At 69.0% G+C, this 15491-nt stretch carries 2 protein-coding genes; both read left to right on the top strand.

All coding sequences use genetic code 11. The features are described 5' to 3' along the window. Positions 1-21: 21 nt before the first annotated feature. The gene (locus tag K2W61_RS19595) at positions 22-14694 is read left to right on the top strand and encodes a filamentous hemagglutinin N-terminal domain-containing protein (protein WP_236756370.1); all 14673 of its coding nucleotides are present in this window, start codon (positions 22-24) and stop codon (positions 14692-14694) included. A 10-nt stretch (positions 14695-14704) separates the two neighbouring features. Then, positions 14705-15460 (top strand): SapC family protein, encoded by a 756-nt coding sequence (locus tag K2W61_RS19590; RefSeq protein ID WP_236756369.1) that lies wholly within the window; start codon positions 14705-14707, stop codon positions 15458-15460. The last annotated feature ends 31 nt before the right edge of the window (positions 15461-15491 follow it).

Genomic DNA, 15491 nt, shown 5'->3' with positions numbered 1-15491 from the left:
GCGACAGAAAAGCGACCGACCATGACCCGTCATTCCCGCAGCCTCGCCCCCTCCGCCCGCCGCCAGCCCCTGAAGAATGCCCCGCCGCTGCCCGCGCTCACCACGCTGGCCGTGGTGATCGGCTCGCTGGCCTCGGGCAGTGTCCATGCCAATCCCACCGGCGGCAACGTGGTGGCCGGCTCGGCCACCATCAACAACCGCGGCAACGGCACGCTGGACATCAACCAGTCCACCGGCAAGGCCATCATCAATTGGAAAGACTTCAGCATCGGCGCCAACGAGACGGTCAATTTCCGTCAGCCGGGCAGCAACAGCATCACGCTGAACCGGGTGGTCGGCAATGACCCTTCGGCCATCTTCGGCCGCCTCAACGCCAACGGCACGGTGATGCTGGTCAACCCGAACGGCGTGCTGTTCGGCAAGGGCGCGCGCATCGACGTGGGCGGGCTGATCGCCACCACCGCCAACATCAGCGACAAGGACTTCCTGGCGGGCAAGTACAAGTTCAACCAGGCGTCGTCCAAGGCCGGCGCCATGATCGTCAACGAAGGCACCATCAGCATCAAGGACAGCGGCCTGGCTGTGCTGGTGGCCCCGGCGGTGCGCAACTCGGGCGTGATCGAGGCCAAGCTGGGCCGCGTGGCGCTGGCCGGCGCCAAGACCGTCACGGTCGACTTCCAGGGCGATGGCCTGTTGAGTTTCGACGCCACCTCGGCCGTCAGCGGCCTGCCCAAGGACACCGACGGCAAGCCGGTATCGGCCCTGGTGGCCAACAACGGCGTGATCCGCGCCGACGGCGGCACGGTGTACATGACGGCGCGCGCGGTCAAGGGCGTAATCGATAATGTGGTCAACACCGATGGCATCATCAGCGCCAAGGCGGTGGGCACGCAGAACGGCAAGATCGTCCTGTCCGGCGGCGACGCCGGCACGGTCAATGTGGCCGGCACGGTCGACGCCACCGGCGCCAACGCCGGCGAGCGCGGCGGCAAGGTGGTGGTGACGGGCGAGCACGTCAATGTGGCGCGCGGGGCCGCCATCGACGTGTCCGGCGCGGCCGGCGGCGGCGAGATCGCGCTGGGCAGCCAGGGCGTCTCGCCCGACGACGGCTCGGCGGCGTTCAGCGGCAAGTCGTCCAGCGTCAAGGTGGCGGCGGGCGCCACGCTCAAGGCCGACGCGCTGGTCAACGGCAACGGCGGCAGCATCACCATGTGGTCCAACGACGCCACCGCCTTCGCCGGCAGCCTGTCGGCGCGCGGCGGCGCGCAGGGTGGCGACGGCGGCTTCGCCGAAGTCTCCAGCAACAAGAACATTGGCCTGACCGGCTCGGCCGACCTGCGCGCACCCAAGGGCAAGACCGGCCTGCTGCTGATCGACCCGACCGACCTGCGCATCGTCGATTCCGGTAGCGGCGGCGGCTCGCAGGACGGCGCGGCCGGCGATGGCGTCATCAACGGCGGCGATGCCAACACCGCCGACAACACCGTCTCGCGCGGCCTGCTGGAAAGTCTGGCCGGCACCACCAATATCAAGCTGGAAGCCACCGGCCAGATCACGGTGGCCGACATGGCGGCGATCAATCTGCAGACCACCGCCGGCCACAGCTTCACGATGCGCTCGACCCAGACGGGCGGCATCCGCTTCGAGAATTCGAACACCGAGATCAGCACCCAGGGCGGCGCCATCACGCTCGAAGCGCTGGGCGTGGGCAGCACGCTGGACAACATCGGCAAGCTCACCAGCCGCGGCGGCGCGATCACGCTGAACGCCACCGGCGACATCAACCTGGCCAACCTCATCGACGCCGGCAGCGGCACGGCGCTGATCCGCACCAGCGCGGGGTCGATCCGCAACACCGGCGGCGCCAGCCAGGGGGTGGCCGGCAACACCGTCAAGCTGGATGCCAGCGGCGGCAGCATCGGCGACCTGGCCGCGCCGGTCAACACCCAGACGGCGCTGCTGTCGCTGGCGACCGGCGGCAACCTGGCAGTCGCCAACCGCCAGACCCTGGCATCGCTGGACATTACCAGCCGCCATGCGCAGCCGGGCGTCAACAACAGCTTCCAACTGACCTCGCCGGGCCTGGCCTTCGCGCTGCAGGACAACAACGGCTACCAGTTGAACACGGTCAACCAGTCGGGCCTGAACTTCTCGTTCACCGGCGACCGCACCATGACCGTCGGCGACGTGAACCTGGGCACCGGCACGCTGGCCCTGGCCTCGACGGCCGGCAACATCCTGGGCACCGCTGGCGGGCTGCTCAATGCCGGCCAGATCACGCTGAGCGCCGCCGGCAGCGACGGCCGCAGCGGCGCGATCGGGTCGTCGGCGCAGGCCCTGCGCATGCAGACGGCGGCCCTGACCGCCACCAGTGGCACCGGCGGCATCTACGTGAACGGCGAGGGTTCGCTGAACCTGCAGGCGATCGACACCACCGGCAATCTGGCCACCCAGACCACCGGCCACCTGACCCTGGGCAACATCAAGACGGGCGGCAGCGCCGTGCTGACCTCGGTGTCCGGCAACATCGTGGACGACGGCAACGACGCCACCAGCATTGCCTCCTCGTCGCTGACGCTGTCGGCCGAACAGGGCATCATCGGCGGCGCCACGCGTGCCCTCAAGACCAATGCCAGCACGCTCTCGGCCAGCGCGGGCGCGGGCGGCGTGTACCTGGACAGCACCAGCGCCAACCTGAACATCACGCAGGCGCAGGCCAATGGCGGCCCGATCGCGATCACCGGCGCGGGCAGCGTTTCGGCCAACAACGTCAGTTCCGGCGGCGGCGCGATCTCCCTGACCGGCAACAGCATCGCGGCCGGCCAGGTCAATGCGGGCACGGGCAATGTCACGCTCACCGCGCGCGCCGGCAGCATCACCGGCACCTCGGCCTCGCTCATCACCGGCAACGTCGTCACGCTGCTGGCCCCGGCCTCCAACACCAGCTACACGGTGGGCACCTCGGGCACCTACCTGCGTACCGCCGCCGGCGTGCTCAACGCCACCGGTGGCAGCATCTACCTCAACCAGGCACAGGGCTCGGTGCTGCTGGACGACTTGAAGGCCAGCAACGGCATCTACGTCACCGGCGTGGCGAACCTGAGCGGCAACATGCTGGATGCCGGCAACGGCACGCTCTGGCTCAATGCGCAAGGCGGCAGCATCGTGCGCGCCAACGCCGACAGCGCGCTGGCCGGCAGCAGCATCATCCTGCAGGCCCAGCAACACATCGGCACGGCCAGCGACCACATTAAGACGGCCACCACCAGCCTGACGCTGGGCAGCGGCGGCGACATCTATGTCGACAATCCCGCCAAGACGCTGACCTATCTGGCCATCACCAATTCGCACGCCGACCCGGCCCGCCGCAATACGCTGCAGGTGGCCGCGCCGTTCCTGAACTTCGACATCAACGACGACCTGGGCAATGCCTACGAACTCAAGCAGGTCTACAGCTCGCTGCTGAGCCAGTTCTCGTTCACCGGCGACCAGAGCCTGAAGCTGGGCAACATCCGCGCCGGCAGCAACGTCACGCTGGTCTCCAGCCAGGGCAGCATCCTGGACGACGGCATCGCCGAGACACGCGTCACCGCCAATAACGTCAGCCTCAGGGCCGCCCAGGACATCGGCACCAGCGCCAATGCCGTCGCCGTCAATGCGCCCGGCTTGACGCTGGACACGCGCGGCAACCTATACGCCACCGACATCGCCGACCTCAATTCGTTGACGGTGTACGCGCGCCACAAGGACACGGACGACCGCTATACGCTGGACGTGCGCGCGCCGTCGCTGCTGTTCAACATCACCGACGACGTCGGCGGCCACACGATCCATGAAGTCCGCGACAGCAACTGGGTCAACTTCAGCTTCACCGGCGACCGCGACATCACCGTCGGCAGCATCGATGCCGGCTACAGCGGCAGCATCACGCTGAACGCCGCCGGCGACCTGCGCGACGACGGCAACAAGCAGACCCGCCTGCTGGCCAATTCGGTCAACCTGAACGCCGGCAAGGCTGTCGGCGCGACCGGGCCGGATTACATGGACGTGCTGACCGGCTACCTGAGCGGCGCGGCGAACAATGGCGGCTTCTATGTGCAACTGCCCAATCCGACCGGCTCTGGCAATTACACCGGCATCGTTACGCTGAACAACATCACCGCCACGGGCGATGTGCAGATCGACACGCGCCAGGGTGACGCGCTGCTGGCGGGCACGGTGCGCAGCTGGAATGGCACGGTGGCGCTGAACGTGGCGAACGGCTCGCTGTTCGGCAATGGCAGCGGCAACGTCTACGCCGGCGGCAACGACATCTCGCTCAATGCCGCGGGCGCGATCGGCGGCGTATATGGCGGCGCCCTGCGCTATGTCGGCGTGGGCGGCGCCGGCCAGGTCAATGTGCAGGCAACCGCCGGCACCGACCTCTACCTGAACGGCACCAGCGGCAACATCAATCTGACGCGCCTGGAGGCCGGCACCGGACAGATCGGCTACACCCAGTCGTACGGCCTCACCACCATCGGCAGCCTGAGCGCCGGCGGCGCGGCCACGCTGACCAATAGCGGCGGCACGCTGCAGGACGACGGCGACGCCGCCACCCTGATCCGTGCCAGCCGCATCGCCCTGACGGCGGGCGGCGCGATCGGCGCGGCCGGCGCGGCGCTGACGCTGCAGGCGCCCGACGTCAGCCTGACCAGCGGCGGCGACATCGCCGTCGACAGTCTCACCGGCCTGACGCGGCTGGACGTCACGCGCAACGGCACCGCCAATGGCGCATACCGCATCACCGCGCCCAACCTCACGGCCTTCACCGTAACGGATGACGGCCTGGGCATCCACCTGGCGAACATCGCCAGCTCGGGCAACCTGGACTTCGGCTTCACCGCCAGCGACAAGAACCTGCTGGTCGGCAACATCGACGCCGGCGCCAATGGCAAAGTCAGCCTCGAGTCCGGACTGAACATCGCCAACGACGATCCGGCCAACCCCGGCGCCATCCGCGCCGCGAGCGTGGCGCTGACGGCGGGTTCGGGCGGGTCCATCGGCTCGGCCGTCAGCGGCGGCGCGCTGGTCCTGAACGGCACCTCGGCGCTCAGCCTGACCGCCGGCAACAACATGTACGTCGGCAGCGACACCGTGCTGCGCAGCCTGGCCATCAACAGCCTGAAATCCGCGGGCAGCGCCGCCAGCTTCGGCATCGGCGGCGGCGCCGGCCAGGTCATCACCCTCAGCGACGATGGGGCCACCCAGTATCTGGAGCAGGTCACGGGCGGCCTGACCGACTTCAGCTTCAGCGGCCGCAAGAATATCCAGGTCGGCACCCTTACCGCCAGCAACTCGATCAGCCTGACCACCGCGGGCGGCGGCGTCAATTCCAGCATCACCAGCGACGGCGGCAACGGCCGCATTACGGCCAGCAGCGTCACGCTTTCCGCCACCGGCTCGGACAGCTATACCGCGCGCGACGCCAACACCGGCGCCATTGGCGCCAGCAGCCGCGCCCTGCGCCTGAGCGCCAGCAATCTCGCCATCGCCAACAACGGCGACATCAACCTGAACAACGGCGGGTTGGCGCTGAACAGCCTGAACCTGTACCTGTCGCGCCGCGACGCCGGCAGCAGCACTAACTTCGACACCAACAGCTACGCTTTCGGCGGCCTGGGCAGCCAGACGCTGACCATCTCCGGCGGCACGAACCTGTCGATCGGCGCCAGCATGAGCGGCGCCGCGCTGACGGTCAATACCGACACCGCCATCACGTCGAACACCATCAACACCGGCAACGGCTCGGTATCGCTGACGTCGCGCTACGCCAACACCGGCCTGGCCCCCACCATCGGCGGCTCGGGCCTGATCACCGGCAACACCGTCAGCCTGAGCGCGCTGGGCACCAACGGCAGCGTGTCGGCCCAGACCAGCACCGCCAACCTGGCGGTCGCCTCGGCCGGCAATGTGTCCGTCGCCAACAACAAGCAGCTCGATTCGCTGGCGCTGACGGCCAACCACAGCAGCAGCAGCGGCTCGGTCAACAATACGTACAGCATCAGCGCCAGCGGCATGACGGCGTTCTCGCTGAGCGATTCGACCGGCGTTGCCGGCCTGACGCTCAGCAACATCACCAACACCGGCAACCTGGCGCTGTCGATCTCGTCGGACCGCTCGCTGACCGTCAACAACGTCAGCACCGCCGCCGGCGGCTCTGTGAAGCTGGCCAGCAACGGCACCATCTACGGCAATAGCGCCAGCGCCAGCGCGCCCAACATCGCCACCGGCGCGCTGACGCTCAACGCCGGTTCGGTCACCGGCACCTACACCACCTACCAGCCGCTGTTCGTCAGCGTCGATTCGCTGTCCTCCGATGTGCGCGGCAGCATGTGGGTGTCGAACAACAAGAGCCTGACGCTGCTGGACAACAGCGCCGCCGGCTCGGCCCAGGTCAACGTGACCAACGGCTCGATCACGCAGGGCGCCGGCCGCTTCGTCACGCCGGTGCTGACGCTCACGGCCACGCAGTCGATCGGCGCCGCCGGCAACGCGATGCAGACCGACACCCGCCAGCTCACCACGCAGTCGGGCGGCGACCTGTACATCAACAACGCCAGCGACCTGTTCTCGCTGAACATCACCGCCAACCACGCCAACAGCGCCGTGGACAACGTGCTGCAGGTGGCGGCCAAGGGCCTGACGTTCGACGTCACCGACGCCGGCGTCTATACGATGACGGCGGTCAGCGACCTGACCGGCCTGAACTTCTCCTTCAATGGCGACCGCACGCTGTACATCGGCAACGTCGACGTCGGCCCGGCCAACACCGTGAGCCTGAATGCCTATGGTTCGGGCGCCAACATCCTGAACCTGACGCCGACCTCGCACGTCACGGGCGATGTGGTCACGCTGGGCACCAGCGGCCAGATCGGCGTGGCGTCGGGCGACAACTCGGGCTCGATCCACACCACCACCGGCGAGCTGTACCTGACGGCCGGCAGCCACGTCTACCTGGACAACGACCGCGACCTGGCCAGCCTGTCGCTGTACGCCACCGGCTCGTCGGCGGCCACCTACCAGATCCTGTCGAACGAACTGCTGTTCGATGTGGCCCATAACGGCAGCCGCCTGCAGGTCAACGAGGTGCGCGACAACACCGGGCTGAACCTGATGCTGTCGAGCAACGTCGGCCAGGACATCGGCGTCATCGACACCACCCAGAGCGGCACGGTGCGCCTGTCGAGCAACAACAGCATCCTGGGTAGCGCCGACGACAGCCAGCGCGTCACTGCCGCGCAGGTGTGGCTCACCACCCAGGGTTCGGGCGCCATCGGCGCCGTGGGCCGCGAGATCAACCTGTCGGCGCCGCTGGTGAACATCCAGAATGCCGGCGACGTGTACATCGACTCCGACCGTCACATCGACGCGCTGACGCTGTATTCCACCGGCAACAGCGCCCGCAGCTATGGCATCACCTCGCCCACCCGCGACGGCGGCAACATCGTGTTCCAGGCCGCGGACGGCGGCAGCGGCAGCAGCGCCGGCCTGGTCCTGACCAAGGTCGAGGACAGCGGCGGCCTGAACCTGAGCGTCACCAGCGACCGCAGCATCACCGTGGGCGCCGTCAACGTCGGCTACGACAACGTGGTGCTGAATTCGCGCGGCGGCTCGCTGCTGGGCGACGGCGATGCCAACACCAAGATCGACGCGGCCAGCCTGACCCTGACGGCGGCCAACGCGATCGGCGCCGCAGGCGCCGGCAATGCCATCGACACCCGCGTCAGCACGCTGAGCGGCCGCGCCGACAACGGCGGCGCGTTCATCACGGTGGAAGGCAACACCAACCTGCCGAGCCTGACCTCGACCGGGGCCAGCGCGGTCAGCAACACCGCCGGCGACATCGAACTGGGCACGGTCAACACCAATGGCAACGCCTTCACCGTCAACAATACCGGCGGCTCGATCCTGAGCGGCACGATCAACAACGCCACCAACGTCAGCCTGACGGCCAACGGCTCGATCGGCAACCAGAGCGCCATCCGCACCTATGCGCTGAACGGCGGCACCACCACCGTCACGCTCAACGCCACCAAGACCGACCGCGCCGACGGCAGCATCGCGCTGACCGAGACCTACGGCCTGCAGGCGACCTCGGTCACCGCGCCGGGCGACATCACCCTGATGGCCGACACCGGCAACAGCGGCCGCAACCTGACCGTGGGCACCGTCGCGTCCACCGACGGCGCGGTCACGCTGTCGACCGCGCGCGGCAGCATCACCGGCATTGACGATAGCAACCTGGTCAGCGGCAAGAGCGTCAGCCTGACGGCCAACTACGGCACGGCCTCGAAGATCGGCGCCTCCACCTCGGCGCGCCTGCATCTGAACACCGAGAAGCTGACGATGGCCACGCCCGGCAGCATCTACGTCGACAACCTGGCCGACCTGTCCGACCTGACCATCATCCGCAACAACGCGCAGGGCTCGAACCTGGGCAGCGCCGGCTCCCTGGCCATCGACGCCCAGAACCTGACGTTCAGCGGCGCCGACAGCAACAACGCCACCGCGCTGACCATCGTGCGCGACACGACCGGCCTGAACTTCACCTACCAGGCCATCGGCGCGATCAACGTGCACGACATCGACGTCACCCAGAACGGCTCGGTCAACCTGTCGACCAACCCGTACTACTACACGGGCGGCTCGATCCAGGGCATGAACGCGTCCTCGAAGATCGTCGCTGGCGACCTGACGCTGTCCACCGGGTCGGGCGACACGCCCAACACGATCGGGTCGGCCAGCCTGGCCCTGAGCACCCAGGTCAAGAACATCGCCGCCACCGCCTCGGGCGGCATCTGGCTCAAGCAGACCGGCTCGATCAACCTGGGCAACCTGCGCGCGGGCGGCGACCTGTCGGTCACCACCACCACCGGCGACATCCTGGTCGGCACGGTCAGCTACGGCACCGGCAACGCCCTGACCCTGAACGCCCAGACCGGCAGCATCCTGTACGGCGGGGGCACGCTCTCGGGCGCCGGCGCCGGCGCCATCACGCTGACGGCGCAGAATGGCATCGGCACGCGCGACGCGGCAATCAGGATCGCCGCGCCGAACAGCCCGGTGTCGGCCACCGTCACCGGCGACGGCTCGCTCTACCTGGACAGCAGCGGCAACCTGCTGGGCGGCCTGACGACCTCGGTCGCCAATGGCGAAACGCGGATCAACGGCAACGGCAGCCTGGTGCTCACCAGCGTCACCTCCGGCACCGACGCCACCGGCAACGACATCTCGGTCAAGACCACTGCGGGCAACATCACGGTCAAGAACGTGCAGGCCGGCGCCAATCATGGCCAGGTCACGCTCAACGCCGAAAACGGCTCGATCCTGGCCGACGCCGCCGGCGCCACCGTCAAGGCCTACGGCGTTGCGCTGAACGGCGCCAACGCCGTCGGCGCCGCCAGCGGCCGCATCAACGCCACCGGCCAGCGCGTCGAAGTCACCACCAATGGCGGCATGTACCTGGCGGCAGACAACAATTCCGTCTACTCGTACCTGTCGGGCAACACGATCGACATCGCGGCCGCCGGCAATCTGCAGATCGCCAACGCCGTCGCCAGCAATGGCCTCATCAAGATTGTCGGCAACGGCACCAACAGCCAGTTGGTCGCGGGCAACATCGACGCCGGCGCCGGCAGCGTCAACATCGACTTCAGCAAGACCGGCAGCACCATCGTCGACGACCGCGAGGAATCGACCCGCATCATCGGCAACAGCGTCACGCTCAAGGCCGGCTCGGGCATCGGCGGCGCGGCCGGCTCGCCCGACAACCTGCAGACGACCGCCGCCAACATCATCGCGGAAGTCACCGGCAGCGGCTCGCTCTACCTGAACGACAACCGCGCGGCCGGCACCACGCTGGCCTCGATCATCACCCAGGACGGCGCCATCGGCATCACCAGCGCCGGCCCGACCCTGGTCACCAGCGCGGTCAGCAAGACCAGCTCGGCCAACAACGGCATCTCGATCGCCACCACCAGCGGTGACTTGTCGATCAACACGATCGACGCCAAGCTCGCCGGCAACGTCACGCTGCAGGCCGCCGGCTCGATCAAGGGCGCGCTGGCGGGCAACCTGATCACCGGCAACAGCCTGACCGCCATCGCCGGCGGCAGCATCGGCTCGGCCGCCTACCCGGGCAACGGCACCGGCGGCATCGCGCTGCGCACCAACCTCGGCGCGCTGGGCAACCTGTCGACCGCCGCCGACGGCGCCGTCATCGTGATCAACAACGTCGGCACGCGCGCGCTCTCCTCCAACAGCGGCAACATCCAGCAGGCCGGCGCCCACAGCTCGGTCTACCTGACCACCGCCGGCGATCTGGACGCCAGCGGCGGCATGTCCAACAGCGCCGACAATCTGCTGCTGTCCTCCGGCGGCACGCTGACGCTGGCCAGCACCGGCGTGCAGGCCAACGGCACCCTCACGCTGCGGGGCACGCAGGACGTGGTGGCGGGCGGCGCCACGCCGCGCACAATCGCCGCCAAGGGCACCACGGTCAGCTTCAGCAGCGGCGCCGCGGGCGGCGACACCAGCCTGGTGACCGAAGCCAGCACGGTCGCGGCCAGCCTGACCGGCACCACCACGGCGGCCGACCTGACGCTGACCAACACCGGCGCGCTCGACGCTTCGCTGAGCACCGCCAATGGCGATATCAATGCCACGGCCAGCGGTTCGCTGACGGCCTCGGCCACCGCCGCCGGCAGCAACCGCAGCATCACGCTGACCTCGCAGCACGGCGACGTCGAGATCGACACTGTCAACGCCGGCGCCGCCAGCGGCACCGTGGTCCTGAGCGCCGCCGAAGGCTCGCTGCTGGGCCTGGGCAACAGCCTCACGGCCAACAGCCTGGACCTGACCAGCAAAACCGGCATCGGCACCTCGACCAGCCACGTCACCACGGCAGCCCGCAATCTCAAGGCCAACGTCCTGGGCAGCGGCGACATCTACGTGGACGGCAGCGGTGCGTTGACGTTGGGCCGCGTCGCCACGGCCGACGGCAACATCGGCATCACGTCCAGCGGCAACCTGACCAGCGCAGTCGGCCTGGCGGCCGGCAACAGCGGCGATGTCACGCTGGCCTCCGGCGCCGGCAACGTCACCGTCAGCCACGACATCGCCAGCACCGATGTGCATGACCTGTCCGTGAGCGGCACGGCCATCGCCATGGCAGCCGCCAACACCAGCGGCAGCCAGACCTATACCGGCAACATCACCCTCAACGGCGACCTGACCGGCAGCGCCATCGGCATCACTGGCGACACCACGCTGGCCGGCGGCAAGCGCACCCTGACGGCCAACGGCGCCAATGGCGGCGTCACCCTCTCGGGCACGCTCAACGGCGGCGCCCAGCAGGCGGTAATCGTGGCCGAACACGGCGACGTCACGCTGGGCGGCAATGCCTCCAACCTGGCCAGCCTGACCATCAGCGGCGACAGCATCGACCTGCGCCAGGTCGCCAGCACCGGCGCCCAGCAGTACAACGGCGCCACCACGCTGCGCGGCGCCTACACCACCACCGACGGCGCCTTCGGCGTCGATGGCGCGACGACGCTGGCCAGCGCCGTCAGTGTGGCCACCGGCAGCGGCGCGGTCGCCTTCACCGGCGGCGTGTCGGGCGCCAACGCGCTGACCGTCACCAGCAGCGGCGCCACCACCTACGGCGGCGCGGTCGACATCGCCTCGCTCAACCAGGCGGGCAGCGGCGGCACGGCCATCAACGGCGGCAGCGTCACCACCAGCGGCACGCAGATCTACAGCGGCCATGTGGACCTGGGCGACGATGCAGTGCTGACCGGCACCACCATCACCCTGGCCAACGGCGCAGACGGCGCCCATGCGCTGGAGATCGACGGCACGGCCTTGCTGACCGGCGCCATCGGCGCCACCACTAAGCTGGCCAGCCTGACCCTGGACGGCAGCGCCACGCTCAACGCGGGCAGCATCGCCACCACCGGCAACCAGCAGTACAAAGGGGCCACGACCCTGGGCCGCGATCACACGCTGTCCACCACCACCGGCGACGTCGCGTTCGACGGCGCGCTGGACGGCACGCACGACCTGCACGTGGCCTCGACCGCCAGCGGCGACGTCAGTTTTGCCGGCGTGGGCGACAGCGGCCAGCGCGTCGGCAACCTGACGGTCGACACCGCCGGCACGACCACCTTCAACGGCACCGTCTACGCCGCCTCGCTGCAGACCGACGACCCGGGCGCCGTGACCATCAACGGCGACCGCATCGACACCACCGGCACCCTGCGGTTCGGCGAACGGGTCACGCTGGGCGCCAACGTCGCGCTCAAGGGCGCCACGGTGACGCTGGCCGGCGGCGCGAACTCGGCCGACGAACAGCAGGGCCTGACCATCGAGAGCCCGGCCGTAATCGGCGGTCCGATCGGCAACGGCGCCAATGGCCGCCTCGCTTACCTGACCCTCGAGGGTGACGCGCAACTGTCCGGCGGTCCGATCCAGACCGTGGGCGATCAGTCCTACCAGGGCACGGTGCTGCTGACCGGCGCCACACAGATCGGCACCGGCGGCGGCAAGGTGACGTTCAACGACACGGTCACCAGCAGCAACGGCAGCGACCTGACGGTCAGCAGCGGCAGCGGCGACGTGCGCTTTGCCGAACAGGTCGGCGATGCCACCACCGGCCGCCTGGGCAACCTGGCCGTCGACAGCCAGGGCGCCACCACCTTCGAGAAGGCCGTGTACGCCGCGTCGGTCAACACCGACGTCGGCGGCACCGTGGCCATCAACGGCGGCCTGGTCGACACCACCGGCACCCAGTCGTACGGGGAGCGGGCCGTGTTCAGCACCGACACCGTGCTCAAGGGCAGCACCGTCAGCCTGCTGGGCGGCGGCGACGGCGAGCACGACCTGACCATCGACGGCAACGCCGTGCTCAAGGGACCGCTGGGCGCCAACGACCCGCTGGCCAGCCTGACCGTCAAGGGCAACGCCACGCTGGGCGCCGGCAGCATCGTCACCAACGGCGAGCAGTCGTACCAGGGCAATGTGACCGTCGGCGGCGACGTCTCGGTAACCAGCCGCCAGGGCGACATCGGCTTCGACCAGGCGGTCGATGGCGGCCACGGCCTGACGGTCGTCGCCAATCAAGGCGAAGTGACCTTCTCCGGCCCGGTCGGCCAGGGCTCGCGCCTGGGCGACCTGAAGGTCAGCGCGGCCGGCGACATCGTGCTGGACGGCCCGGTGCGCGCCGCCTCGGTGCAGACCGGCGGCAACGGCGACGTGCTGATCAATGGCGGCTCGGTCGACACCACCGGCACGCAGCAATATGGCCAGCACGTCATCCTGAGCGGCGTGGACACCACGCTGACCGGCAGCACCGTGCAGCTCAAGGCCGGCGTCGACGGCACCGAATCGGGCGAGCAAGGCCTGATCATCGCCGGCAACGCCGACATCCAGGGCGACGTCGGCGCCACCACGCCGCTGCGCACCGTGGCCGTCACGGGCGCCACCACCCTGAGCGGCGGCAAGACCCGCACCACCGGCGACCAGGTCTACAACGGCGCCGTGACCCTCAAGGGCGACCGCGACCTGGCCAGCGACACCGGCTCGGTGATCCTGGGCAGCAAGCTGGACGGCGGCAATGGCAACAATCTGAACGTCAACGCGGCCAGGAACATCCAGGTGGCGGGCGACGCCACCGGCCTGGGTTCGCTGACCCTGCGCGCCGTCGATACCATCGTGTTCAACGGCGACGTCAGCGCCTACCGCGTGCAGCAACTGGAAGCCAGGACCGCCAGCTACAACGGCGCGCTGCGCGCCTCCGGCCCGGACGGCATCGATCTGTCCGGCGGCACGCTGTCGTTCGGCAAGGACGTCACCGCCGACACCGGCGCCATCCGCATCGCTAACACCAGCGCGACCGGCACCACGACGTTTGGCGGCGGCAGCACGGTCAAGGCGGCCACGGGCTTCACCCAGACCGGCGGCGCCGGTCTGACGCTGCCGGCGCAATTGCTGGTGACGCAGGGCCCCATCAACCTGGGCGCGCCGGCCAGGCTGCAGGGCTCGAATGCGACCATCCGCACCAACGGCGACATCACCGCTGTCGGCCTGAACGGCCCGCAGACCTCGCTGACGCTGGCTTCCGGCGTGGGCGCCCTGCGCATCGGCCAGAATGACGCCAATCCGGACCACAAGCTGAATGTGGCCGCGCTGATCGTCCCCAACGCCGGCTCGGCCGACCTGTGGGGCGCGATCGGCGGCAAGACCGGCTCCATGGCCGCCACCACGATCCGCAGCTCGCTGGCTGGCGCGCCGTACTATATGAACGGCGCCGCCTGGGGCCAGACGGACGTGATCGACCGCCTGGCCTCGGTGACCGCGCCGCGCACCGTGATTCCGACCACGCCCAGCGCCAACCCGCTGTTCCAGGGCACGGTGCCGCCCCAGGGCTTCGGCCCCAACGCGCTCGGCGCATACGCCGATCCGCAGGTGCTGACGGTGGCCTCCGCCTTTTCCTGGCAACTGCCGGCGGGCGACAATGCGGTGTTGACGGTGCCCAATGGCAACAACCCGGTGCTGCAAACGACCGGCGCCCATCCGCAGCGCCCGGCCGTCGAAGGCCGTCCGTCATCCGATGACGCGCGCCGCGACACCGATAACCAATCCCTTACTCTCTGATCCAGACACCATGACGACGCAGACCTCGCTTCCCCTGTTCTACGAACAACCCCGTCCGCTCGCCGCCGGCGTACACGCCAACCTGTCGCTGGCCGGCAATACCGGCTTCGGCTACGCGGCCAAGACCAACGCGGTGCCGCTGGTGGCCACCGAACTGCCGACGGCGTGCCGCCACTTCCCCATCGTGTTCACCGATGGCGAGCAGCCCACGCCGGTCGCGGTGCTGGGCGTGCGCGGCCAGGAAAACCTGTTCGTCGACGCGCAGGGCCAATGGCGCCCCGGCACCTACATCCCGGCCTACGTGCGCCGCTATCCCTTCATCTTCATGGAGAACGAAGACCGCAGCCAGTACACGCTGTGCGTCGACGAGAAGGCCGCCGCGGTGGTCGAGGGCCGTGACAACCCGTTCTTCGACGAGGCCGGCGAGCCGACCGCGCTGGCCCGCAGCGCCCTGGAATTCTGCCGCGACTACCAGAACCAGCACGCCTACACGCTGGAATTCGCCCGCGCCCTGGCCGAGGCCGACCTGCTGATCGAGAACCGCGCCGACATCACCCTGGCCGACGGCCAGCGCCTGGCCATGTCCGGCTTCAAGGTGATCGACGAAGCCAAGTTCAACAAGCTGCCGGAAGCGGAATTCCTGCGCTGGCGTGCCAACGGCTGGCTGCCGCTGGTCTATTGCCACCTGCTGTCGATCAACACCTGGCCCGCCCTGATCGATCACGTGCAACCGGCGATTGCAGCCGAGGAAACCGCCGAGGCTTGATTTGCCGGCTGGCCCGCCGGCCTGCCGGCGC

Origin of the sequence: Achromobacter pulmonis, assembly GCF_021733725.1 — a bacterium.
GTDB classification, from domain to species: Bacteria; Pseudomonadota; Gammaproteobacteria; order Burkholderiales; family Burkholderiaceae_B; genus Achromobacter; species Achromobacter pulmonis.
This window is presented reverse-complemented; position numbering and strand designations above follow the sequence as displayed.